This is a genomic window from Stutzerimonas stutzeri, assembly GCF_038561965.1.
GTDB lineage: Bacteria > Pseudomonadota > Gammaproteobacteria > Pseudomonadales > Pseudomonadaceae > Stutzerimonas > Stutzerimonas stutzeri_AA.
The window spans coordinates 1,448,820-1,470,692 of sequence record NZ_CP139348.1 but is presented as its reverse complement, the minus strand read 5'-3'; the positions used below and the strand labels follow the sequence as shown (position 1 = coordinate 1,470,692).

Below are 21,873 nucleotides of genomic sequence, written 5' to 3'. Positions count from 1 at the left end.
CGACAGCGGTTTTGTCAGTAGACCTGCCTACCTGATCGACACTCAGGGCTTGGGCAGATAACCCGGCAACGCTTCCAGCCGCTCCATCCAGCGGGCGACATGGCTGTACGGCTTCAGGTCCACATCCCCTTCCGGCGCCAGCACCACGTAGGGGTAGACCGCGCAATCGGCGATGGTCGGCCGGTCGATCGCCAGCCAGTCGTGACGCTGCAGATGATCGTCGAGCAGCTTGAGCACCGCCGGTGCCTTTTCCAGCGCCGCGGCCTTGTCCAGCGGATAGCCGAACTTCTGCACCAGCCGCGCCGCATTCAGGCTCTGCTGAATCTCGTTCGCGGTGAAGGACAGCCACTGCACAATCTCCGCCTGCCCGCGCGGATTGTCCGGCCACCACGCCAGGCCACCGTAAGTACCGGCGAGGTAAACCAGAATGGCCTGCGAGTCGCGGACGATATACCCGCCATCATCCAGAATCGGCAACTGCCCCAGCGGGTTCAGCTCGGACAGCGGCGGCTTCTTGTGCGCGCCATTGGCGAAATCCACGGCTACCAGTTCAAGGTCGATGTTTGCCAGCGCAGCGAACAGCCGCACCTTGTAGCAGTTGCCGGACGGACCCAGGTCGTACAGTTTCATTGCGCACCTCCTCTGATGAGCTGATTGAATTCGAGAACGTTGCCGTCCGGGTCGCGGATAAACAGCGCGATCCGCCGCGGGCCGATGGGATGCGGCCCCTCGGTGATGACGATGCCCTGCGCCTCGAGCCAGTGCTGGAGCGCCGCAAGGTCATCGACGATAAACGCCGGATGGGTCATGCCGGGCCGCTTGACCGGCGCATCCAGCAGGACGTTGTGCGCATCAGCTGCACGCGCACCGTTGAAGATCAGGTTGATGCGCACGCCATCCGGGCTGAGCATTTCGTTCGCCTCGAAGAGCGGAAAGCTCGCGCTCTCGACGAAGCCCAGCGCCTGGTAGAAGGCCATCGCCCGCGGCCGGTCGCTGACACGAATGCCGATGTGGTCGTAGGCGAGAATGCGGGCGGGACTGGCTGATTGATTCATGTGCGAAACTCCAAGAGACCTCAGTCCCTGAAGTGTCAGCCGCCGCGCGGTTTTCACCTATGCCGCGGGCCTGACAACATCTATGCAGCAATCGCACAAATCCAGGGGTGGCAATGGACAAGCTCAAGGCAATGGCCAACTTCGTTCGCATCGTCGACAACGGCAGCCTGAGCTCGGCCGCCGACGCCACCGGGCAGTCGGTCGCATCGGTGGTGCGCTCACTGGCCGCACTGGAACGCCACCTCGGCGTGCGCCTGCTGAACCGCAGCACCCGGCGCATGGCCCTGACCGACGAGGGCGCGGAATACCTGGCCTGGAGCCGGCGCATGCTGGCGGACTTCGCCGACATGGAGCAGCGCCTGGAGGCCAGCGACGGCACCGTTCGCGGCCTGCTGCGCATCACCGCGCCAGTGGAGTTCGGCCAGCGTTACGTCGCCCCGTTAGTGAATGACTTTCTCAAGGAACATGCAGAGATCCGCGTCGAGCTGAACCTGAGCGACCAGATCGTCCCGCTGCTCGACGAACGCCTCGACCTCGCCCTGCGTATCGGCCACCTGCCCGACTCGGCCATGGTCGCCCGACAGATCGGCAGCACCCGGCTGGTCACCTGCGCCAGCCCGGACTACCTGAGCACCGCCCCCGCCATCGACACCCCGGCGGCGCTCAGGAACCACGCCTGCATCCTCTTCGCGGCCCAGGGCCGCCACTGGTACTACCGCCACGGCGAAAAGGAACAGGCCGAAGAAATCACCCCACGCCTGACCTGCAACCAGATCCGCACCGCGAGCCTCGCCTGCGTGCAAGGCTTGGGCATCACGCGGCTGATGCACTATCAGGTCGCCGATGAACTGGCTGATGGTCGTCTGGTAAGGGTGCTCAGGGATTACGAACCGAAGGACCTGCCGATCCAACTCATCTACCCGCACGCCTTGCAGCTATCGCCAAGGGTGCGGGCGTTTGTGGAGTGGGCGTGTCCGAGATTGGAGAGGGGTTTGCCGGGGTTGGATTAGGACAGAACTACATTTGGCCAATAAAGTTTTTGAGTACTAGCCGCATACTGCGAATGTCGCTTCAGCGAAAGTTTAGGCCGCACTAACCAAAGGGGTGCAGAAGAAGAAGATTTTTCGACGCGTAGTTCAAAGAAGCACCAGCTCGGCCAACCCGGGGAAAACACATCTATAGCGATTCGCTTACTACTAAAGGAGTTCTCCCTCCCTCACCGGAACAAAAAAATCCTAACGCTTGTTATACTTTGGCATGAGCTATAACCAAATACATTGACAAGAAACATTCGCAGGGCCATCGTAAATTTGGTGCACAATTTCAACCCCCATGCGCACGCACTAAACCCCAAGGAAAAAGCAACAACCCCCGCCAACAATGAAGGCATATACGCCATGCTCGGGTACTACTCTCAATACAGCCACCAATACATCACCGCATTAATGATTGGCACAACGTTGTTATTTGCACTTCCCATCTTCTTAGCGCCACTCACCTGGGCAAGGCTGATGCGCTGGACGATTCCAGAGCATCAACATCTGGCCATTTACTTCGGTCGCTGCCTGGGTGCATTCATTCTGGTCGTGGAAGCGGCGATGCTGCGCTCATCGACGACAGGAACAAGCTTTAGCTATGCCTTCGACATTCTCTTCATTGTGTTCACGCTGATGCTAATCGTCCATGTATACGGGGCCTTCCGGCGTATTCAGCCCATTACGGAGACGGCCGAAATCGGCCTATGGATCGGTCTTCTGGTCGCCAACACCCTCTTTTACCCGAGCACCTCAATCACCCTTTAACTAACGCATAGTTGCTCAACAGCAATACGAATCACGAGCCCAGTTCAAAAAAATCTCGCGAAGACAGCAAGTCTCTAACCGATACCTTTGCCTGCTACAGGGAACACCAAAAACAAGATCTTCTCCTCAGAGGCTTATTCGCACACACGCATATATAATTTGACCTTTCACTCAACACATCGAACAAAGACCCCACCAGTTAAACCCACGACCCATTTAAGAAACAGCGGCGCGCATTAAATAATAGCAATCGTGCGTAACGGAAGGCCGCAACCAAATGGAATCACCATGCACAGAAATCTGCTTGCCCTCGCCATTATCTCGGCACCAGCGCTCGCTCAAACCAGCGATTTAAGCTATGAAGCGTACATCAATAGCAACAAGCGTATTAAATGCCTATACGGGTACGCCGCAGAAAAGACCGGTGATCATCAGGCGGCGATCGCAATCTTCGAGGACTGCATTGCTCGGTGGAGCGATATTTATTCCATGATCTGGCTGGCGCAGATGCATGAGTCCGGTGTTGGCGGGAAAGCCAATCCCGCAAAGGCGGCAGAACTCATGCGTCTCGGTGCTAACCTGCCGGATGGTACGGCGTATGTCGATCTTGCGAGATACCACTGGGGAGTAGCACTCATCGAGGGGCGAGGCGTAGCGGCGGACCCCATCACAGGGCGCCAGTGGCTTGAGCGCGCAGCTGCTGCTGGTCAGGCGGAAGCTCGAGCCTATCTAGATGGCGCCGACGAAAACCGCCGCTAGTCTCGAGCTTCGGGCGCTATATCGGCCAGCAGCAGGCGCTCACGAAGCCAACTCACCACGATTGGCAATCCATGCCAATGCCGCGACCCAAACCACGGATACGGTGTAATTGAGCCGCTGATGCAAACCAAATCCATGTCCATCGTCGAACGCTTTGGCCATCAAGCCGACTGTCACGACGGCAAAGATCAAGCAAAGTATTGAGAACCATCCGAACGCTGGAGATGACAGCAGCCTCTTGCTCAGAGCCCCCCAAAGCGCGGTCGCCAGCGTCAGCGAGAGGAACATGACTAGTCCTGCCAGGTTATGAACCTGCTGAGACGGCGAGGGTTGTGCAGGTGCGCATCCCGGATCGCATGAGAACGCCCCAGTAGCAAAACTTGCCAGACCGTGGATCAGTATCAGCGCTGCGCTGAGCTGGGCTAGACGCGATGTAGCGAACCTCCGAGCAACACCCAGAGCAAAAAGTACGAAGAGCACGCCTAGGGGGAAGTTGTTCACCCAGGCGGAGAACGGATGGGTGGGGGCTCCTACTGCCCCTAACTGGCTCATCGCCTGATCGATATGGCTGTAGCCCGGATAGCTTAGCGACGTTAGCGCCACGCCCGCAAAGAGCCAGAGGGGAATTAATAGCCCCAAGCACAGTAAAGTTCGGTCAAAGGTGCTCACGGTGCGGCCTTCCCTTGTCATGGCGACTACCAACTCCATCTCTCGAAAAGTGCCTGCATGCTAGGGATCACCGATGCATTCGAGCTAACCATTTTTTTGCAAGGCAGCTTGCGCATGCGTCATCCTGTCGCCCCCCTTCAAACCACGGATGGAACCATGAGCAGACGTCTGCCAAGCACCTCTATGATGCTTGCCCTGGAAGCAGCCGCGCGCCATCAGAGCTTTGCCAAAGCGGCACAGGAGCTCTCGCTCAGCGAAGGTGCTATCAGCCGGCAAATATCTAAACTGGAAGAATTTCTCGGGACGCGGCTGTTCAACCGTATAGGCAATCGCGTCGAGTTGTCAGTTGCTGGTGACAACTATACTTCGCACATTCGTACGGCACTGGCCGATATCGAACGGCACACCCGCCAGCTCGTTGCGGACGCTAGAGGCAGTACCTCGCTGGAAATTGGCGTCATTCCCACATTCGCCAGTCGCTGGTTGATACCCAGGCTGCCTCGATTCCAGGCGCGTTACCCCGATATAAAAGTGAATCTCCACGAACGTACACAGCCCTTTTCCCTTGAGCATAGTGGCTTGCACGCCGCGATCAACTACGTCCATCCCGCCTGGCAGACAATGAGAGTACAGCCGCTCTTTGAAGAACCGATGGTTGCCGTCTGTCACCCTCGCCTTGCAAGTGAACTACCCGAAAGCATGCCGCTACTTCACAAGCTCGCGAGCCCCTATAGCTGGGCTCGTTATGCAACGCTTGCTGAGTTGCCACTGGATTCCAACTCAACAGGCCCCACCTATGATCGTTATGCGCTGCTGATCGAAGCGGCGAAAGCCGGCATAGGGATGGCGCTCGTGCCTAATTGCTACGTTGAGGAGGAACTGCTTGGAGGCCGGCTTGTAGCTCCTTGGCCGGCATTCGAAGAACTCTGCAAACGCTACGTCTTGGTAACTCGCCCGAGTACGCATGCCGCTTCTGCACTGACGAATTTCAAACGTTGGCTTATGGAAGAGTCTGCTTCCAGTAGGCCTTAACTGGCAGTCATCCCTGAGCTTTAGCCAGCAACTTCGTCCGATTTCGGCCAAAAGCGGACTTCCCTACCTGCGTCTATGCCAATGCCTCATTGCTTAGTGAACCACTAACCAGCCTGGACGGCGTGTCTACCCTGACTTGCGGCCCTGCTCGGCTGATGGCCCATAGATTCGAGGCACACCGGCAGGAACTGCACTTCGAGGATGCACTCGATATAGACATGCTGTAGCCCAGAAGAATGCTCTGACCTAGAAGTCAGAACCTGTGGGTAAGACCGCCGGTGGCGCATCTGGATGGTCGTCCCAAGCATCTTCAGTGCCATACCAATGCTTTGTGTCCACCGAAATGGAGTTCTCGATGTACTCCAGTTCATCGGAATCGGGAGCTTTAGTGGTCCCCGTTAGCTCACAAGTGAAGTCGAAACTCTCCTCTATTTCCGCACCATCGCCGTTGCGAACGTCGGAATTTGACCCCCACTGCAGAGTTACTCCAATTGTCCCGCTTGCGCGGAGGAAGATGGTGTCGGAGGTAATGGATATAACCTCGTGCTCATAGACGATCACGCTTCCACAAAATGGTGGGTAGCAAGCTCATCTACCTCAGGGAGACTGGTTTCCAAAACCCGCTGGACCGCAGCGTCTTCGATGACGCCCGATAAACGGTCTGCTACGGCGGATCGACAATCTGTGATCGCCATTGCCAGACCTGCTACGGCTGACGTCGTCTCTTCCGCGAGCCTAGTCACCTCCCCGTCGGAGAGGCCGAAAACGGCGGGTTCAATGTGGGTGTATTTACTGAGCTGCTCGATTGCGTCTCGAAGTGCTGCATGGCTCTCGTTGAAGTCGAGATCCAACTTCTTCTTCATGTAGTGGTTCGAGAGTCCGCCTTGAGTCGCGTAAATAGCTCGTTCTACACGGGTTACGTCGTCCTTCTTTTTCATTCCCTTTATTTCTGACTTCCACCAGACGCACTTACGCACCTCATCACTTGGGGCCAAGCGGTGGAGCATATGCCGGGTTAGCTCCCGGATCGCGTAGGCAAAATTGTTGAAACGCAGTTTGTTCTCAGTATCAGCCAAATTCCGAACTGCTGCTTCATAGAGGTCGCGCTCGAAGGGCGAGTCATTGAAGAGCTCAAAAACTCTTTTGTCCATGTCTTGCTGACTGCTGGCTGACCAAGCAGTCCTCCCGAAATTGTTCTCCACTGATCTTGGCTTGTCGCGGGCTGAGTCGCCACTGATATTGGACCCAATGCCAGCTTTTGGCCAAAGCAGCCGTTGGCGACTGGCCCCTATCGGCCAAAAGCGGCCAGTCACGTGGTCGTCTATCCAAACCTCGCTCGATTAGGCCCGAAGCAAGAGCATCATGACTGCATCCAGCAACAGCCACGACCAAACAACAGGGGGGCGAGCCACGCGGCAGCTTCTCCAACGCTGTACAGCCAGCGGACCGCTTCAGCCCCCCCCAGGTGCAAGGCGGTGGCCCATCCGCACATCGGTGCTGGGACCCTCGGCCGTCTCGATCAGTCCAAGGTTTCTAGGGGTAGCTCGAGTTACTCTCGAGAGCTTTGGCGCTAGATAAACCCAGTGCCGTCGCTAACGTTAGAGTAAGCAGCTTCAGGCGATGCGATGGTGTCATCGGCCAGCTCCTTCTGATCAGCGTTCAGTGAGGGTCTGGGTGAGCTGTCGCCCCTGTGCATCGTAGGTGTAGTTCGTAATCTGGTTCGGCTCGGTTACGGTCACGGGTAGCAGGGTTAGATGCCAGGCTGTCGTGACGGTCCGGGCTTCATGCAGGCGCTGCTTAAACCGGAACAGCGTGCCGGCCTAACCTGGCACCCTGAACCGAAACAGCCTGAACAGCCTGCTGCACCGAGTGATAGAGCTACTTTTCTTGGCTAGCTGGTTTCGCAGTGCTATGGGAAGGGGTTGGGAGGGGCACTATGGGAATGCCATAGTGCCCGCAGGCGAGATGATTACTCTGTGAGCTTTACTCAGCGTATATCACGACAAAGAGATTGAAAGCGGCTTCAAGATACTCAGTGACCTTAATAGCGTCGTTCTTTGTGGCCAAAGTAATATCGCTCAGTGCCAGCATTAGGTGTTGGTCACCTCGATTCGCGGCGATTACTCGGTCAGTAACTTTCAATATTCCACTGAAGCCAATGGATGGCTCAATAGTTTGGTCGCCCTGTGAAAACAGGAATGATATGGAGTCTCCTAGTTGAGGAGGTATGAGGGTGTCAATCTCGCCCGATACACTTCCAAATGCGCCATCCGCCTGCGTGTATACTGAGAAATCTACAGATACCTTCATAGTGGCTTGCTCGGCACAAATAGAGTGGCTAAAGCAGCCTTTTCTGTTGACATGTCACACCCCATCTTTTCGCCAAGAGAAATCATCGCCGCAATGTTTGCTAGTCGTCCACTTAGGTCGCCTGCATGGGTTCCCCAGCCGGCAGTACCGTACATTTTTCCTGGATCATTTAGCATGTTGTTCATTTTCAAACGAGCCATCGTAATAGCAGCTTGTGCTGAAGCCTTGATCGCCGCACAAGGATCATCGGAGCCTCGACAGGTTCTATCATAGTGTCGCTTTTCTAGAGGCGACATATCTACAGGGCGAGATGCTGTTGCTGATGATCCAGATACAAGTGCACCGCCTACTAATGCGCCAGTTCCCCAAAACGCAGCGCTGCCTAATGTTGCGCCGCCTGTACCCTCCAGAGCAGCAAGACCGATAGCGCAGAGTGGGGTTAGCGGGCCGCACAACCCTAGAGGGTCAGAAGTAGAAAGCGGGTTTCCTTGAACGTAGGCGTAGGTATTCAGCCCGCCCTTGAGCCCAATCGGATCACTTTCGACATACCGCCCATTCTCCGGGTCGTAATCCCTGAAGTAGTTGTAAACTAATTCTGTTTACCACCCCCTTTCACAAGGCCTCCGCTCTCCCGCCAACAGGGCCGCCGCAACTGACAGCCGGCACCGCCATAAGGTTGACTGCACAACCCATCGCCATTAGCCTTGGCACCAAGAATAACCCCCACGCCTCGGGCGGGACTCGTCCCGTACTGCGCACCAGGGGGTTAGTTTTTTCTGCCCTCCTAGCACGTCCTCCAGTGCTCGCGCTGCTCAAAACTCATCAGCGCTCTCAAAAGACAAATCCATACTCTAAGGCGTGGACTTCACCAGACGTGTGGGGCTATGCAGTCCTGACTTCGTTCAGCAGCTCAGGGTGGCGATCAAGCACCTTGAGCAATTTCACCAGAGCCAGCGGCGGCTTGGTTTTGCCGTTCTCGTAGCGCGAGAACGCATTGACGCCACCGCCGAAAATCTCGGCCGCTTCGCGCTGGTCAAGGGCGAGCTTCTTGCGGACACTGGTGATAAAGCCCGGATCGACAATCGAAGCATTCACCTGCTTGTTAAATCCCAGCATCGCCGTGCTGACGCGGGCCGATTCGCCTGCATCCAGAACCGCCTCTCCACAGGCCGGGCAGAAGTCGCCGGTTACTGCCGGAATGGTGGTCGATTCGCTCTTGTAGGTGTACGGCATATCGCGGGTGTCATGCACCAGTTCCGCCGCTGCGCAAGATGGACATTTCATGTTCATAGCTCCTTGAAGGACACGATGAGCACATCATCAATGACCGTGAGTTTCAGATAGACCTCTCCGGCCTCCGTGTTAGTCCGGTACACGTCCTGCCAGACCGTATGATCGGCGTGCGTGGTCATGCTTTTGTAGAAGTCTGCCGGGACCAGCGCCATGACAACGCCGATGATCCCCTCAAAGTCGAACCCCAACGCCGCCCCGCCAGCCAGGGCGGACATGGTTGAGCGCACTTTCCTTGCTTCGACCAAGGCTTTCACGACTGACAGCTTGCAGTGTGGGGTCCTTTTTTCCATATACGTCACGCTAACCTACTAGGTTATATTTGGCAACTTGGTTAATCGCCTCAGGGTAGAGCTTTCTGAGTTCTACGGGCCTCCTCAAGCAGCTTTCCTGGGCCGGAGCTCTGGGCTGCGGGGTGCGTTTTGCTATACACACCTTGCAGATCAGTGATGGTCACATGGGTGTAGATCTGGGTGCTTTCGATGCACTGGTGTCCCAGCATCTCCTGCACATAACGGATGTCCGCCCCATTGCGCAGCATGTGTGTCGCTGTTGCATGGCGAAGGGCATGGCAGGAGCCGCTTTTACCGATCCCGGAACGCCGGATGTACCTACCAACAAGCGTCGTTAGCTTACTTTTCTGGATGCGCTTGCCGGATATGCCCAGAAAGAGCGCTTCGCCGCTGGCCATTGTCGCCAGGCTGCCTCGAACCTCGTTCAGGTACTGCTCAACCCGGTCGAGTGACTGCTGTGCAATGGGAACACGCCGATCCAGGCCGCCTTTCCCTTTGCGCACGGTAACGATCTTCTGCTTGAAATCCACATCTCGGATATCCAGCCCGGCCAATTCGGCTCGGCGTATTCCTGTGGCGTAGTAAACCTCCAAGATGGCCCGGTCCCTCAACCCCATCCGACCCTTCGTGGTCGTCTGATGCAGAATCGGAGCGATCTCATCTTCGTCGGGGATCTGCTTGGGTATCTGGCGAGGAGCCCTGGGCAACGGAAATCTGGAGTAGAAATCCGACGGCACAATGCCGAAGTAGTGCAATCGCTTGAGCAGGCCTGTCACCGCCATTAACCGCATACGCTGCGTCGCAAGTTCCAGGGGCTCGTGGTCGCGCGCCTTGCGATAGCGATACAGGTGCTTGCGATAGCGCTCCAACAGATCCAGATCGACCTGTGAAACATCGCTGATGCCCTGCGGCTCGCACCAGAGCACAAACATTTGCAGCACTGTCGTCTTGGCATATGCGGTCGCATCGCTTTGACCGCGTGCCAAGCAGTCATCAACGTAGAAGCTCACACACGCAGACAGGGTGGTTGGATAAGTTTCACTGGCCATAGTCACCTCCCGTTTTCTTCGGAAACACCAATGACTCCCTCAGCAGGAGTGAGAGCTCTTTGGCGGGGTCGCTAACCGTAAGGACAAAAGCGTTGCTATCTGCGCCCTGCGGAAACAGAACGAAGCGCACTTCGATATCGTTGTGAGTAAGCAGGTGGGCAATTCGTTTAGCCTCAACCAGCTCAGGCCTCGATGAACCAAAGGCGAGATACACCAGCCTGACCAGGCTGTTCTGCAGGATGCTCAGATACTCATCGTCAAATCCTGCGAACCCCAGGGTGGCAGCTACGTTTCGGTGCCCATGACACCACCAGGTCAGTGCTTCGATCGGGCTTTTGCAGAGAATCAGCTCGGTGAACTCGAATACCGCTTTCTGGTTGAAGAAGCCGCTTTGCTCAAAATGCCAGTGGACGTGGTAAGCCGATTGAGATGTCAGCTTGGGCGTGATCCGACGTCCATAGCCACCCAGTATCTGCCCGCCCTGATCAAACATTGGAAACACTAGCGCGCCACGAAACAGCTCATGCCCTGATACCTTCAGTAGACCGACACGTTGCAGCGCACCTCTGACTGTTTCCTCCTGAAGGTAATCCAGCTTGTGTAGCTGCAGGCCCAATGTGCGATCCGCAAAACCCAGTCGGAACTGGGTCAGCAGATCGGCATGGCAAAGACCTCTAAGCTGCAGAAAGGCCTGTGCCTTGACGTTGCTGCGTAATGTCTCGGTGTAGTAGTCGAGCACCTGGCCAATCACCAAACCATCAGCCATCCCATCGTTGTAGGTACAGCGAACGATCGGTTGGTGAATCACTACATCTTGGTTCTGAGTTTGATGGGGCTCGTACATGACTAGGCCTCCCCATCATCGAGACCGAGCTTCTTGCGCATGGAATCGCCGCGCATCTCGATCTTGTGCGCCCGGTGCACGATGCGATCCAGAATGGCATCCGCCAGCGTCGGTTCGTTGATGTACTCGTACCACTTGGCCACCGGCAGCTGGGAAGCGATCAGGATGGCGCCGGCCCCCGTCCGGTCATCGACGAACTCCAGGAGATCCTGTCGGCCGATATCGGTGAGCGGTGACATGCCCCAATCATCGAGGATCAGCAGGTGGCATTTCGCGAGCTTGCTGCGGAAGCCGGCAAGAGAGCCGTCAGCCCGGGCAATTTCGGTTTCCTCCAGCAATCGGCTGACGCGGTGATAGGCGACGGAGTAGCCGCGGCGAATGGCTTGCATACCAAATGCGCACGCCAACCAGGTTTTACCGACGCCCGTAGGCCCGCTGATGAGCAGGTGTTGATGGCGCTCTATCCACTGACATTGCCCCAGCGACAGCAGTTGAGGCTTGTCCAAGCCACGCCGCGGCCTATAGTCGATATCCTCCAGGCAGGCATTACGCATCTTCAACTTTGCCTGTGCCATCAATCGCCGCTGACGACGATTGTCGCGGTCGTGGCACTCGGCCTCGACCAGCAGTGCAACTCGATCGCTGAATGGCAGACTCTGAGTACTGGGACTCTCCAGCTGTGAAGCCATGGCGTTTGCCATACCAAACAACTTCAGCCCATGGAGCTGCTCGATTGTTTGCTGCTCATTCATGGCGGCTCTCCCCAGCGTAGTAATCGGAGCCGCGAACATTGGCGTGGGGAGGGATCAAAGTGGCTGCGGGATGCACTGAGCGGTGCAATTCATCCAACCGGTGTAGCAGGATGGAACGTAGGCTCTTGATCGTGGGAGATTGGATGGCCAAGGCCCGTGTGCAAGCGGCCTCAACCCGGGCATTTCCGTAGTGCTTGGCCAGGTGCTGCAACTGCTGGCAGGCCTTGCTGCCGGAGATAGAGAAATCAGCCTTGCCATGAAACTGCGCCTGAACGACCTCTGAAGTAGCAGTACCGATGCCGTAGGCCCATTCGAGGTAATGGTGAGCGGTTCGCGAAGCATAGGCCTGGTGAGCCTCTGGGCGATGGTTGGGGTTAGTCGTCGCGGCCCCTGGCGTGTCGTCGCGCGGGTGAATGGCTACTCGCTTGCTCAGGTGGAACAGGGAAATAGCCGACGGGCTGACTCTGGCCTCCACCCGCTCCCCCACCAAACGCCAGGGCACCGAGTACGCATGATTCAGCACATAGACGTGATAGTCCGGGCCAACCTTCTGAGCTGCCATCCATTCGCCGTACTCGTAAGGCTCTGCCGGCAACGGTTTCAGCGCTGGCTTATCCAACTCCTGGAATCGCTCGAAACGATTACCGGGCAGGCGTTTGAAAGAACGCCGATTCAATTTCTCCAGCAGCTCAGCCAAAGCAATGTTGATCTCTTCCAAACTGAAGAACTGCTGGCGACGAAGAGGCACTGTCACCCACTGCGTGGCTAGTTTCACACCCAGTTCTGCTTTGGATTTGTCCTGCGGCTTCCGAACGCGAGCCGGCACCACCACGCAGCCATAATGCTCGGCCTGCTCCTGATAGGTCTTGTTGATGGCGGGGTCATTGCCTGGCGTGGTTACCGCCGATTTGAGGTTGTCCGGGATAACTGTCGCAGGCACGCCACCGAAGAACCGAAACATCTGGTTGTGAGCTTCGATCCAGTCATGCAGCTTTTGGCTGGCACTGGCCCAAGCGAAGGTGTAATTGGAGCAGCCCAGCACACCGACAAAGAGCTGAGCTTCATGCTGCTTGCCCTGTGCGGCGTCGAACCAAGGAATGGTCTGACCGGCGTAGTCCACAAATACGCAATCACCTGCGAAATGGACCTGCCGCATAGTGATATCGATCTTGCTCAAGAACTCGCGGTAGTAGTAGGTGAACTGAGAGTACGAGTAAGCCGCGGACTTGAGCTGATTGCGGTACTCGTCCCAGAGCTGGATCAAGGTCTGGTGCTTGGCCTGCATCAGGTGATGGATGGCCACCCAGTCCGGCATGACTTTGCCACTCTCCTGCTGTCTGACCGCGTGAAAGCAGGTTTTTAGCTGACGATCATCCATGTCTTGGATGGTCGCCCAATCCCATTCATTAGTTTGCGCGACGGACACAATCTTTCTAGCGGTATTGATGGAAACGTTTGCCATCTTGGCCATTTGTCGCAGGCTCATTGCTGAGCAGCAGTGGAGATGCAACGCCTTGCGGTAGGTTTGAACTTGCATAGCTGTACCCTCCACGAAGCCGGATCCAGCTATTCAAAGGGCGAGCTGGGCCGGCATCGCTAGACGCAATCGAAAAAAGGATACAGAGAGGCCCCGAAGCCAGAATCTGCACACTGGCTCTCGTCTTGACAGACCGGGCTTCGGGGATAAGACTGAAGGCAGTCGGGGTTTCAAATCGACTGCTACAAAAGGCCTCTGGGATTGCCGTCCTGGGGGCTTTTTCTTATCCGCGCCTCACTGTGTTGGTTACTCGCGTGGTTGCTAGCTCATATGGAATCACCTCCTTGCTCACGATTGAGTGAAACGCCGAATTTGGCGTTGAAGCGCTGCTCGGCCAGGTGGCGAGCAATGTCCTTCACCAAGGCGAATTTCCCACGGCGGTATTCAAGGTCAAACAGCGGAATGGCGACCGTGTTTCGTATCAGCGATTGCCGGAATGCCTCTTTCGACGAGTAGCCCAATGCTCGTAGTAGCTCATCCCCACTCATCACGGGGCCATAGCGGCCCAGCAAATCGCTCTCAAGGCTTTTGGCGAGCTCTTCAATCAGCATTGCTTTCTCGGCATCGTCCATCGCGGTATGTCCAAGTCGTTAATGACTGAGCGTTACCTCACTCTTCGAAGTCTATTCCACCTTCGCAATGCCTGCCTTTTGTCCTGTTATTCGAGAAAATCCCAGAAAATTGAAAAGCTGGGACTAAATTTTCTTACTATCTACTGAAAGTAAAATGGCTTCGCGAGAAAGCAAGCTATGCACCACATGTGGTGCATAGCTTTGGCTTTGGATGGCTTTATGGAACAATTTCTTCCAACAAGCAATTCCGTAATAGCGATTTGCAGCAAATACTATGTAAGCATGCTGCTATATCGACTTGGAATTGAAAAAGTCGGTCATGTCCCCGCGGCGCTTAAAGAGATAGCCGGCAACACGAATAATTTTGACTACGCCCAATATCGATCTGATTTATTTCGATATTGGGACGGCGGAAAGATAAGAAATCCAGAACTTGTAATAAATATTGACGTACTGCTGCCTGGGACAGCACGAATCCTTAATCACCCCATCTGGCCTTTGCTTTCAATACCGAACCCACAAGAAAACGAGTTAGTCTCTCTTGCTCGGAATATCGAACCCGGCCTTCAACACTATATTCTCAAACATGATGAGACCACGCGGACTGTAAGCTTCAAGAATCTCTCAAGAGATCGTCACTGGTTCAATGGAGGCTCATCATTTCGTCAGATGATTGATAGATGCGGGCTAGACGAACTAGCCGCATTACTAATCGCCACCCGAGCACATGAGTTTCAAGGGGCTTATAGGGTATCTTTTTACCTGAGGAGTATTATCAGTGAGTTTTTCACAGAAATCAGCAAGTTGCCTGAATTCAAAATTATTGTAATTCCGCTATACAGGCAAGTGCATGAGTTGTTTATAGGCGCTATCTATAAGCATCCGCACAAAATGGATGGAATGCTTGATCATATCCAGAGAAGCTTCCCTGGGAGCCTTGACCACATGCTAGATCATATTGAAAGACTTTTATTTAGACAAATGAGCCAGCGAAGCCAATACAGCCAGATACTTAAAGAAAATAGAACTCTATAGACGAGGCACTTCAATCGCCTGCTCGATAGAGGTTTCGCCTTCCACAAATCGCGCCAGCTGTTTTGCTGCAATAGGCATCTGCTGACCGCCCTCCAAGGCAACCGTCGCCCGAGCATATTGGGCTGCAGCCTCTCGGCGTTTTTGTTCAGCACTAGAAATCACGACATGTCTCCTCGTGGATATCCGCTATGCCAGGGGGCACCGCCTGCCGGTAGGATGGCTTGCTGCTGGAGCACTCAATGGGGTGGAAGACAGCCCGTTCGGGTCAAATCAGTCGCTCATATTCCGAGAGAAGCTTAACACTGACACTACTTGCATTCGATTTCGGCCGATGGTGACAGACGGCAGTCGATCCCAAGCGGTCACTGACGAGAGGCCGGTACGGGGCTGCGGTGGGCCTGACTCAACACCTAGCACGAGTGGTCACTCATTGCATGAGGTACAGCCATTGCTTGAACAGCCGCTTCCTATTCGAGCTCCTAGGCGTTGCAGAATTTCAATGTGGCTGACATTTGGTTGCTTTAGCTATAAAGTCAATTCGTAGAATTTTATCCTCGCAGGAGGTCGTAAATGGCCAAAAAACCTAAGGCTGCAGCCGCGAAAATCCATACGAGCGAGCCTGCGAAAGCTCTCGCGGCGAAGCCAAAAGCTGCTCCGAAAGCGAGAGCTACTGCGAAACCAGCTGCTACTGCCAAACCGAAGGTCGCTGCCAAGTCGGGGGCTCCCCGAGCGAAGGCCGTTGCTTCGTCAAAACGAATGCACAATTCCCATTCTGACGCTGCTGAACGCATGATGCAGTTGGCTCAGTTCCTTTCGGAAGATCCTGAGGCAGCAAAGGTATTTGCGAAGAAGACGGGTGTATACACCAAATCGGGCGAACTTACGGCTGCTTATCGATAAATGTATCAACACCTCCCTTCGTTTGTTTTGGGCTTTCATGGATGTGATCGGGAAATTGGCGAAGCAGTACTTACTGGCGAGCCCCTTCAGCCAAGCACGAACGACTACGACTGGCTAGGGCAAGGCATCTATTTCTGGGAAAATAGTCCAGAGCGAGCTCTTAGCTACGCCGAAAGTATCAAACGCTACAAGAAACGTGGGAAAGGGGCGATCAAGAGCCCTTATGTCATCGGTGTGGTACTCGATCTTGGACTCTGCTTCAATTTGACTGAGGAGGGTGCCTTGTTGGAGCTCAAAGGAGCTTACGCACTATTGGAGGCAACCGCAGGCGCCACCGGTAATGCTCTTCCGATAAACCGCCCGGGTTTCGAGGGCGACTTGGATTTGCTGAAGCGTCACTTGGACTGTGCTGTATTTGAGAACATGCATGCAGCCCGTGCAAAACTTGGTTTCCCCTCATATCAGACTGTTCGATCACCTTTCAACGAAGGTGTAGAACTTTATCCTGGGACGAGTTTTAGAGAAAAAACTCATATACAGATTTGCGTGCGTGAAATAAGTTGTATCAAAGGTTATTTTCGGCCGTTAAACGATGATGGCGGTTTATTTCAGCCTTAGCGACTGATGTGTGCATGCTAGTTATCAGATACCGCTAGCCTGCAAGGTTGTCACTCTTTGATTATGTTGGTGTAAGCAATTAGGGTTTGCTCGGCGGCGCATGCCCGAATGATTGGGCCTTCGTTCTTTGTGCAGTCGACAGCGCCGGCCAAATCACGTGTACCTGGCTCAGAGGCATTTTCGCAAGGTCCTGCTGGTACTTAGCCTTTTGGAGGTTGATCTTGAAGAACGATGGGCTGTGATCAACTTTATTAGTCTGAAGGCGCCACAGCACGACGAATGCAAATTTGGGCGTGAGGTACTTGTTCTTCCGGTAGTAATCGAGAGCGCTCAGTAGGATTTTGTTGTCTTCCTTCTTTGCGAGCTCTTCCAAAGCCTTAATGCACGAGCGCAGCCGCATCTGCTGCATCAGCCGGTCAAGTTTTTTCTTCGTGTCAGCAGATGAGAGGAGACGCCCGTCTTCAAACACTGACAGGTTGAATTTCAGGATGCACTGAGAACCAACCCAAAGGGTCTTGTGGGTGAGAGCGTTTCGGATCTCGAAGTGGTAGCGCAGCTGTTCCTGATCACAAAGTCTGCATGTTTCGATTGGCTCTTCATGGTCGTGGGTGCGCTCAGTAAACGACCATTCCTCAAACGCCTCAGGTAGTGTCGAGCCCACCGACAGCGGCAAAATGTTGTCTCTAACGCGCTGGGGGTAGCTTTGCATCCCTCACCTCCTGGCTCAAACCATCCTGAACTGAGTGCATGTTTTGGGCGTCACCAACCGGCCCACTGATTGGCTGGGAACGCGTGATAAGTCCGCCGTCTCCACCTCGTAAGCCATCATGCTCACGAGGTAGCTGAGTCAGGTCAGAAGATGCGGCGCTTGTCACGGCGGTAGAACTTTATGGCCAGCGCCCAGAATGACGCCAGAGCAACAAGAGCAGCCTTGTCATATTGCTTTATCAGCTTGGGGATCACTGCTTGTTCCAATCCCGCAAGTAGCCCCGAGAAATGGAGCTTAGAAACGTAAAACTCCCCGAGAAGAATAATCCCCACGAAAAAAACAGCCCCTAGGAAGATTGCCACCTGGGTTCGTCTGGACAGAGCTAGGACATACAAAGTCTCGGCAATGTAGTCCTTCATATCGCTCTCCCACTTTCAATTTCGTGATGACTTTCTGTCGGTTGGTATGATTTCAGCCGACGGCGGCTAGGTATGGCCACCTGCCTATTCATAAGGCAGCTCACCGAACAAGCCAATCATGAGGTCACCATCTAGGACCTCAAACGGAAGCGTGACATACTGATCGGGATGCCGTGGCAACGCCTTGCCATCGTGCGGTGCGTTCTTGGTATGCCCCTGCACGTGATCACCGTTTTCCTTGATGTAGGGCAGAACCACAATTCGTCCATGATTTTTCGACAGGATTGTTCCTTCTTGCCATAGGGTAGTTCCCTCTGCACTACTGGATTCGCCACCGGTATTCTTGATGACCCATCGGGGCACACCATCCTCCTCGTACCAGAAGACGAAACCACCGCATACGACCACGCGCTGACCACGAGCTCTAGCATCAGCAAGCAGTTGTATGACGCTGGCTTGTTGGAGCAGCTGATTTGCTCTCGGAAGCAGAGATGCGCGAATCTGAGCTTTCGTTCGCCCCCAGTGATCAGATCCTGAAAATCCAAAACCCCGAGCAATCCGTTCGCGGAAGCAGCATTGCAAAAGCTTAGTGTCGAGGCGATATAAGTATTCCCATTCCAAGTCACCTTTACGCCGAAGACAGGCGTTGTACTTAGGAAGGGCAATCAGCTGCAGGTAAGGGGCCTGGCTGAGCTCTTGGAATAAAGGAACTCTTAGTGCTTCCATGCCGCGTGGAAGCTTAAGATCACTAGCGGAGGGGCGTGGCAGAGAGGCATTTCTTCGAAGGGCCTCTTGCTCCATCAGTTCTTCCTCATCGCGAATCCGGCGCCCTGAGGTGAGAGCCTTTTCAATCTTCAAGATGGTCGAGGTCTGGAGTTCGACAGAATCAACCGTCTGACACACCCGCTCGTGAATATCCGCGTTGAACTCGTCTGCAGCAGCTATCGCCTCCGCGTAGATCTTAAATACCTGGCCTTTCGCATGACCTTGGCCGTTATCAACAAAATGGTGCTTCCAAGCCAAGAGAGCATCAGGAAATAACTTCAAGGCGCGTAGTTGCCAGTTCCAGCCTTTCCCGAACTGGCGAAACGGGAGCAGTGCTACAGTAGGCACTGAGTGATATGGCATTTGATCGAGTCGCATGGAAACTCTCCGAATAGTACCACTCAGATTTAAAGCTCAGTTCGGCACAAGAGCACAAGGGTATGTGTGTAACTCTACTGGCGCATGTGCAATCAGCGCGAGGTCGCTATTTCTGTTGAGTGCCTCAGCAAAATTTCGACCTACTGCCATGGGGTAATAACGATGACCTTCTAAAATTTCGCTTGGATTTCCCCAGGCTATACCACCGCTGTACTCAGAATATTTGTTTGGCGATATTATGGCGAGTGAACTCAATAAGCTAAGTTCAATTATTTCACCCGTGTCAACAGTAAGCCATGCATGCAAATTTATGCCGCTGCGTCCCTCGTCATGAATATGCTTAAACGTTAGCCCCGATTTACTCCAATCCCTCAGATTCTGCCAAGAAGGGTTGAATACCGGTTGATCCTTTCTCCACAGCTGACCAATGGTCACCTGTACAGGGCGTTTAAGCTCCACCTCAATGAATGGGGCTAGGTAATGGCACCATTTTAAGCACTGAAAAGCTGATTTTGACGGATCCTTCACCCCAGCGGCGCGAAAAGCCTTTTCAATCTTGTCTCCTTCATCTTCACCTAATTTACCATCAGCCCAAGAAGGTTTTTTTATCGAAACTCCACAGCTGTGCGTAAAGGCAACTGCTTGATCAAAATTTGCACGGTAATCTTTGAAATCAGACTCTGATTCAGGATTGTTCGGAAGTTTGTAGAAGAGTCGTTTCAACGCCTTTAGCATTGCCAGCCCCTTTTCGAAAATTAGAAAAATACTTGCCGCTATTCGCGCTGAATTTGCTTTCTTGCCCCGCAGGTCACGAGCACAATAGCTACTTGGTCAACCATTTTCCGTATGCATCAATATCAATCATCGGCACTGTGCCACTGAATTGAAGCTGCGCAATCAGTTTGAATAAGAATGCTGTCGCCGGCTTATTTTCCTGCTCAAACTTGAATGTGCTGTCGCTGCCATCGTAGAAAAAATGTCCATGCGAAGCCACGCAACCGAGATCCAGTCGGCCAGCAGACATGTCCACCTTGAGCGCCTTGTCGAACGATGGACCGAGCGCCGGACTCCAGTCGCTCTCAAATGTGAGCAAACCTCCCAATACTGGAATCAGCGGTTTAGCTGGATACGTGCCGCCGGCATGCGGAATTGGAAGGCTGGTGCGGTGAAGCTTGCGAACGCTAGCGACTTTACGCTGGGCGTAGGCAACAAGTTCTGCTGTGGCCGTTTGCTTCGCTTCGAAAACGGCATAAACGCTTTCTGCCGGAACGATGATCTGCTCATCAAATTTGAAGATGAACGGTGAGTACTGTCGATCAAAAACTACGACATCAATCTGCTCACTGAAGTTGCCCAGACTGTCCACCACAAAAGCTTGTGCCGCTTGATAGCGCTTCGGTAGGTAGGTGTCGAGCATATCGATCCAGACACCTTCACTTGCATCCCCTTTTGCCCCAGGGTGATTGAACGCTTTGCGTGCTGTGCCTAGACGAAGCTGGATATCATCGTGCAAGGACGCAAGAAGAGTTGAAAGTGACCACGCTGACATAAAGCCTCCATCAAATAAGTACTGGCAACCTACATAAGAATTTGACGAGCAGCAGTAAATGCCTTCTGCTCGACCAGCGTGATTAGCGATCTTGGAAAGTAGGGGTTGGTGACATTGCTTGGGCAGTCAGCAATGCTGTCCTTGCAGCTACAGCAGCGTGGGGGTATGCCGCAAGGATGATTGATGGGATAAGCCTTTGGTTGATATCGGAGAAGGTAAATCCTGGCGCGCTGGCCTCGCGTGGGCCGGTCAGCTTAACTAATTCCTCAATCACCTGAGCGCTCAAGCCCAGCCCCTCCAACTTGGAACTCAATAAATACCGTCTCTGTGCATCGTCCGGCCGACCAAACGTCAAAACCTCTGCCGCACGCCGTTGAACCGCAGGATCCAAAGCCTTCAGACGGTTAGTGCACATCAGAACGGCAGCCGGCAATTTCTGATTGGCAATACGATCAATGCCGCGAATGAAGGCGTTAACCCCCGCTCGATCCTCATGGTGCATCTGCGCGTTCTCGCGTGACTGAGCCAATGCATCGGCTTCATCAATCAGCAACAGCACTGCGCCGCGGGCTTTTCCGCCTCTATTTTTAAGCTTCTCGGCGGCCTCGATGGTGTAGTCGAAAGCAGCCGAAACCAATTGCGTCATTTCACCAACCCGTCCCTGACCGCGGGTAGCCAAACTCAGCGGATACAGCGTGATATCAATGCCTTCTTGGCGGGCGACAGCATCCCCGATCGTTTCTGCCAGCTCAGTTTTCCCCGATCCGACATCTCCAGCCAGCACAGCCAAAGGCGGCCGGCGCAATACGGTATCTATTGCTGCGCGCGCTTGCGGATGGTGTTTCTCTGCCCACTCCTGCAGACCAAAAGGGTTGACCAGCAAGCCCAACACCTTGGCTAGTCGATCCTTCTGCTCGTCCAAACCAACCAGGCGTGACAAACGCTCCTGTGGCTCAAAGTCAGGGAAGCACACACGCCGCTCGAACAGCTCATCCAGTGACGGTTTGACGTTCATCAGAAACTCCTTACGCTTGCACGATTGAGGGCGCGACCACCCGCCGAGTAGGTCTTGTCGCTTTCGAGATATCCGCTGATTCCCGGCGCAGATGCACCACCGCGCTCAAACGGCAAATCTTTAAGAGAGTTCTCCTTGTCAGCCGACGAGGCGTTTTGGTATTTCGCGCTGTAGGTCAGATAGCTGTAGAAAGACGCGCCAGATACGTCCCGCCCCTGGCGAACACGTCCTGGGTCATCATCCGTGCCGGCACCGACGAGATCTCCGGCGGTGTACCGCAAGGACGGCTCGATCCAGTCGTCGCCACGTTTGAAGCCGTAAGTCACCTCTCCCAGGTAACCAGCCTTAAGCAGCACAACCAATTCCGCCTCGTACTCTTCGATCCAAACATCACTGGGGTAGCCATAGAACCGCTGCATCCGCCGTAGATCGGTAGCTACCTTGGCTGCCATATGGCGAGCATGCGTAACAGTGAAAGTTTGTGTTTCAGCAACGGTAAAACTGTAGGAAGACATGGCTTG

At 54.4% G+C, this 21,873-nt stretch carries 26 protein-coding genes and 2 pseudogenes; 7 read left to right on the top strand and 21 right to left on the bottom strand.

All coding sequences use genetic code 11. The annotated features are described in order from the left end of the window. Positions 1–42: 42 nt before the first annotated feature. Positions 43–630: a glutathione S-transferase family protein gene (locus SM130_RS06665; RefSeq protein ID WP_102823341.1), complete on the bottom strand. Its 588-nt coding sequence runs from the start codon at positions 628–630 to the stop codon at positions 43–45. Next, positions 627–1,055, bottom strand: coding sequence for a VOC family protein (locus tag SM130_RS06660; RefSeq protein WP_102823340.1), 429 nt, complete (start codon positions 1,053–1,055; stop codon positions 627–629). Before SM130_RS06660 ends, SM130_RS06665 begins: the two co-directional genes overlap by 4 nt. A 113-nt stretch (positions 1,056–1,168) precedes the next feature. Here SM130_RS06660 and SM130_RS06655 point away from each other — a divergent pair, with 113 nt between their 5' ends. From SM130_RS06655 to SM130_RS06645, 3 genes are all read left to right on the top strand, one after another. After that, the gene (locus SM130_RS06655) at positions 1,169–2,065 is read left to right on the top strand and encodes a LysR family transcriptional regulator (protein WP_102823339.1); all 897 of its coding nucleotides are present in this window, start codon (positions 1,169–1,171) and stop codon (positions 2,063–2,065) included. A gap of 303 nt (positions 2,066–2,368) precedes the next feature. Continuing rightward, positions 2,369–2,857 carry a hypothetical protein gene (locus SM130_RS06650; protein ID WP_256044976.1) on the top strand — a complete coding sequence of 163 codons (489 nt, stop codon included), beginning with the start codon at positions 2,369–2,371 and terminating at the stop codon, positions 2,855–2,857. Positions 2,858–3,145: 288 nt separating this feature from the next. Further along, entirely contained in the window at positions 3,146–3,616 is a 471-nt protein-coding gene (locus SM130_RS06645; RefSeq protein ID WP_102823337.1) for an SEL1-like repeat protein, read from the top strand. Between the two features lie 39 nt (positions 3,617–3,655). Here SM130_RS06645 and SM130_RS06640 read toward each other — a convergent pair whose 3' ends face one another. Next, positions 3,656–4,306 (bottom strand): DUF998 domain-containing protein, encoded by a 651-nt coding sequence (locus SM130_RS06640; protein ID WP_272890593.1) that lies wholly within the window; start codon positions 4,304–4,306, stop codon positions 3,656–3,658. Positions 4,307–4,441: 135 nt separating this feature from the next. On the opposite strand from SM130_RS06640, the gene SM130_RS06635 reads away from it, so the two are divergent. Continuing rightward, entirely contained in the window at positions 4,442–5,317 is an 876-nt protein-coding gene (locus SM130_RS06635) for a LysR substrate-binding domain-containing protein (RefSeq protein ID WP_102823867.1), read from the top strand. A gap of 246 nt (positions 5,318–5,563) precedes the next feature. Here SM130_RS06635 and SM130_RS06630 read toward each other — a convergent pair. The 10 genes and pseudogenes from SM130_RS06630 to SM130_RS06580 all read right to left on the bottom strand — a co-directional run bounded on the left by SM130_RS06630 (position 5,564) and on the right by SM130_RS06580 (position 13,964). Further along, positions 5,564–6,468 (bottom strand): annotated as a pseudogene (locus tag SM130_RS06630) (hypothetical protein). Between the two features lie 1,155 nt (positions 6,469–7,623). Beyond that, positions 7,624–7,923: a hypothetical protein gene (locus tag SM130_RS06620; protein ID WP_342369126.1), complete on the bottom strand. Its 300-nt coding sequence runs from the start codon at positions 7,921–7,923 to the stop codon at positions 7,624–7,626. A gap of 156 nt (positions 7,924–8,079) precedes the next feature. Continuing rightward, positions 8,080–8,220, bottom strand: a pseudogene (locus tag SM130_RS06615) (RHS repeat-associated core domain-containing protein); the annotation flags it as partial. Positions 8,221–8,509: 289 nt separating this feature from the next. After that, a complete protein-coding gene (locus SM130_RS06610) occupies positions 8,510–8,911 on the bottom strand; it encodes a type II toxin-antitoxin system MqsA family antitoxin (protein WP_102823332.1) in 402 nt (133 codons plus the stop codon). Between the two features lie 2 nt (positions 8,912–8,913). Next, positions 8,914–9,210: a type II toxin-antitoxin system MqsR family toxin gene (locus tag SM130_RS06605; RefSeq protein WP_069521742.1), complete on the bottom strand. Its 297-nt coding sequence runs from the start codon at positions 9,208–9,210 to the stop codon at positions 8,914–8,916. Positions 9,211–9,260: 50 nt separating this feature from the next. Beyond that, positions 9,261–10,259, bottom strand: a complete 999-nt coding sequence (locus SM130_RS06600) for a tyrosine-type recombinase/integrase (RefSeq protein WP_102823331.1) — start codon at positions 10,257–10,259, stop codon at positions 9,261–9,263. Then, on the bottom strand, positions 10,249–11,103 hold the full coding sequence (locus tag SM130_RS06595) for a hypothetical protein (protein ID WP_102823330.1): 855 nt from the start codon (positions 11,101–11,103) through the stop codon (positions 10,249–10,251). Before SM130_RS06595 ends, SM130_RS06600 begins: the two co-directional genes overlap by 11 nt. 2 nt (positions 11,104–11,105) lie before the next feature. Next, positions 11,106–11,855: an IS21-like element helper ATPase IstB gene (istB, locus tag SM130_RS06590; RefSeq protein WP_102823329.1), complete on the bottom strand. Its 750-nt coding sequence runs from the start codon at positions 11,853–11,855 to the stop codon at positions 11,106–11,108. Further along, the gene (gene istA / locus SM130_RS06585) at positions 11,848–13,392 is read right to left on the bottom strand and encodes an IS21 family transposase (RefSeq protein ID WP_102823328.1); all 1,545 of its coding nucleotides are present in this window, start codon (positions 13,390–13,392) and stop codon (positions 11,848–11,850) included. The genes istB and istA overlap by 8 nt, the downstream gene beginning before the upstream one ends. 266 nt (positions 13,393–13,658) lie before the next feature. Then, positions 13,659–13,964 carry a hypothetical protein gene (locus SM130_RS06580; RefSeq protein ID WP_256044975.1) on the bottom strand — a complete coding sequence of 102 codons (306 nt, stop codon included), beginning with the start codon at positions 13,962–13,964 and terminating at the stop codon, positions 13,659–13,661. 177 nt (positions 13,965–14,141) lie between these two features. Here SM130_RS06580 and SM130_RS06575 point away from each other — a divergent pair, with 177 nt between their 5' ends. After that, positions 14,142–14,999 (top strand): hypothetical protein, encoded by an 858-nt coding sequence (locus tag SM130_RS06575; protein WP_181019203.1) that lies wholly within the window; start codon positions 14,142–14,144, stop codon positions 14,997–14,999. Here the strand turns inward: SM130_RS06575 and SM130_RS06570 are convergent. Continuing rightward, positions 14,994–15,161 (bottom strand): antitoxin VbhA family protein, encoded by a 168-nt coding sequence (locus SM130_RS06570; RefSeq protein WP_146029721.1) that lies wholly within the window; start codon positions 15,159–15,161, stop codon positions 14,994–14,996. The genes SM130_RS06575 and SM130_RS06570 overlap by 6 nt on opposite strands. A 408-nt stretch (positions 15,162–15,569) precedes the next feature. Here SM130_RS06570 and SM130_RS06565 point away from each other — a divergent pair, with 408 nt between their 5' ends. Continuing rightward, positions 15,570–15,899, top strand: coding sequence for a hypothetical protein (locus SM130_RS06565; protein WP_102823326.1), 330 nt, complete (start codon positions 15,570–15,572; stop codon positions 15,897–15,899). Continuing rightward, positions 15,900–16,517, top strand: coding sequence for a hypothetical protein (locus SM130_RS06560; protein ID WP_102823325.1), 618 nt, complete (start codon positions 15,900–15,902; stop codon positions 16,515–16,517). A 79-nt stretch (positions 16,518–16,596) separates the two neighbouring features. On the opposite strand, the gene SM130_RS06555 is transcribed toward SM130_RS06560, so the two are convergent. The 7 genes from SM130_RS06555 to SM130_RS06525 form a co-directional block, all read right to left on the bottom strand. Then, positions 16,597–17,226: a hypothetical protein gene (locus SM130_RS06555; protein WP_102823324.1), complete on the bottom strand. Its 630-nt coding sequence runs from the start codon at positions 17,224–17,226 to the stop codon at positions 16,597–16,599. A 143-nt stretch (positions 17,227–17,369) separates the two neighbouring features. Continuing rightward, positions 17,370–17,645, bottom strand: a complete 276-nt coding sequence (locus tag SM130_RS06550) for a hypothetical protein (RefSeq protein WP_102823323.1) — start codon at positions 17,643–17,645, stop codon at positions 17,370–17,372. An 84-nt stretch (positions 17,646–17,729) separates the two neighbouring features. Further along, entirely contained in the window at positions 17,730–18,788 is a 1,059-nt protein-coding gene (locus tag SM130_RS06545) for a hypothetical protein (protein ID WP_102823322.1), read from the bottom strand. A 36-nt stretch (positions 18,789–18,824) separates the two neighbouring features. Continuing rightward, positions 18,825–19,523 carry a hypothetical protein gene (locus tag SM130_RS06540; protein WP_146029720.1) on the bottom strand — a complete coding sequence of 233 codons (699 nt, stop codon included), beginning with the start codon at positions 19,521–19,523 and terminating at the stop codon, positions 18,825–18,827. An 88-nt stretch (positions 19,524–19,611) separates the two neighbouring features. Beyond that, positions 19,612–20,337 (bottom strand): CBASS effector endonuclease NucC, encoded by a 726-nt coding sequence (gene nucC / locus SM130_RS06535; protein WP_102823321.1) that lies wholly within the window; start codon positions 20,335–20,337, stop codon positions 19,612–19,614. An 82-nt stretch (positions 20,338–20,419) separates the two neighbouring features. After that, positions 20,420–21,352 carry an AAA family ATPase gene (locus SM130_RS06530; RefSeq protein WP_102823320.1) on the bottom strand — a complete coding sequence of 311 codons (933 nt, stop codon included), beginning with the start codon at positions 21,350–21,352 and terminating at the stop codon, positions 20,420–20,422. Further along, positions 21,352–21,867, bottom strand: coding sequence for a hypothetical protein (locus SM130_RS06525; RefSeq protein WP_102823319.1), 516 nt, complete (start codon positions 21,865–21,867; stop codon positions 21,352–21,354). Before SM130_RS06525 ends, SM130_RS06530 begins: the two co-directional genes overlap by 1 nt. Positions 21,868–21,873 lie beyond the last annotated feature (6 nt).

Excerpts from the sequence above, each read along its gene's own strand:
- SM130_RS06665 (WP_102823341.1), bottom strand. The coding sequence starts at position 630 with ATGAAACTGTACGACCTGGGTCCGTCCGGCAACTGCTACAAGGTGCGG.
- SM130_RS06660 (WP_102823340.1), bottom strand. The coding sequence starts at position 1,055 with ATGAATCAATCAGCCAGTCCCGCCCGCATTCTCGCCTACGACCACATC.
- SM130_RS06655 (WP_102823339.1), top strand. The coding sequence starts at position 1,169 with ATGGACAAGCTCAAGGCAATGGCCAACTTCGTTCGCATCGTCGACAAC.
- SM130_RS06645 (WP_102823337.1), top strand. The coding sequence starts at position 3,146 with ATGCACAGAAATCTGCTTGCCCTCGCCATTATCTCGGCACCAGCGCTC.
- SM130_RS06640 (WP_272890593.1), bottom strand. The coding sequence starts at position 4,306 with ATGACAAGGGAAGGCCGCACCGTGAGCACCTTTGACCGAACTTTACTG.
- SM130_RS06635 (WP_102823867.1), top strand. The coding sequence starts at position 4,442 with ATGAGCAGACGTCTGCCAAGCACCTCTATGATGCTTGCCCTGGAAGCA.
- SM130_RS06620 (WP_342369126.1), bottom strand. The coding sequence starts at position 7,923 with ATGTCGCCTCTAGAAAAGCGACACTATGATAGAACCTGTCGAGGCTCC.
- SM130_RS06610 (WP_102823332.1), bottom strand. The coding sequence starts at position 8,911 with ATGAAATGTCCATCTTGCGCAGCGGCGGAACTGGTGCATGACACCCGC.
- SM130_RS06605 (WP_069521742.1), bottom strand. The coding sequence starts at position 9,210 with ATGGAAAAAAGGACCCCACACTGCAAGCTGTCAGTCGTGAAAGCCTTG.
- SM130_RS06600 (WP_102823331.1), bottom strand. The coding sequence starts at position 10,259 with ATGGCCAGTGAAACTTATCCAACCACCCTGTCTGCGTGTGTGAGCTTC.
- SM130_RS06595 (WP_102823330.1), bottom strand. The coding sequence starts at position 11,103 with ATGTACGAGCCCCATCAAACTCAGAACCAAGATGTAGTGATTCACCAA.
- istB (WP_102823329.1), bottom strand. The coding sequence starts at position 11,855 with ATGAATGAGCAGCAAACAATCGAGCAGCTCCATGGGCTGAAGTTGTTT.
- istA (WP_102823328.1), bottom strand. The coding sequence starts at position 13,392 with ATGCAAGTTCAAACCTACCGCAAGGCGTTGCATCTCCACTGCTGCTCA.
- SM130_RS06580 (WP_256044975.1), bottom strand. The coding sequence starts at position 13,964 with ATGGACGATGCCGAGAAAGCAATGCTGATTGAAGAGCTCGCCAAAAGC.
- SM130_RS06575 (WP_181019203.1), top strand. The coding sequence starts at position 14,142 with ATGCACCACATGTGGTGCATAGCTTTGGCTTTGGATGGCTTTATGGAA.
- SM130_RS06565 (WP_102823326.1), top strand. The coding sequence starts at position 15,570 with ATGGCCAAAAAACCTAAGGCTGCAGCCGCGAAAATCCATACGAGCGAG.
- SM130_RS06560 (WP_102823325.1), top strand. The coding sequence starts at position 15,900 with ATGTATCAACACCTCCCTTCGTTTGTTTTGGGCTTTCATGGATGTGAT.
- SM130_RS06555 (WP_102823324.1), bottom strand. The coding sequence starts at position 17,226 with ATGCAAAGCTACCCCCAGCGCGTTAGAGACAACATTTTGCCGCTGTCG.
- SM130_RS06550 (WP_102823323.1), bottom strand. The coding sequence starts at position 17,645 with ATGAAGGACTACATTGCCGAGACTTTGTATGTCCTAGCTCTGTCCAGA.
- SM130_RS06545 (WP_102823322.1), bottom strand. The coding sequence starts at position 18,788 with ATGCGACTCGATCAAATGCCATATCACTCAGTGCCTACTGTAGCACTG.
- SM130_RS06540 (WP_146029720.1), bottom strand. The coding sequence starts at position 19,523 with ATGCTAAAGGCGTTGAAACGACTCTTCTACAAACTTCCGAACAATCCT.
- nucC (WP_102823321.1), bottom strand. The coding sequence starts at position 20,337 with ATGTCAGCGTGGTCACTTTCAACTCTTCTTGCGTCCTTGCACGATGAT.
- SM130_RS06530 (WP_102823320.1), bottom strand. The coding sequence starts at position 21,352 with ATGAACGTCAAACCGTCACTGGATGAGCTGTTCGAGCGGCGTGTGTGC.
- SM130_RS06525 (WP_102823319.1), bottom strand. The coding sequence starts at position 21,867 with ATGTCTTCCTACAGTTTTACCGTTGCTGAAACACAAACTTTCACTGTT.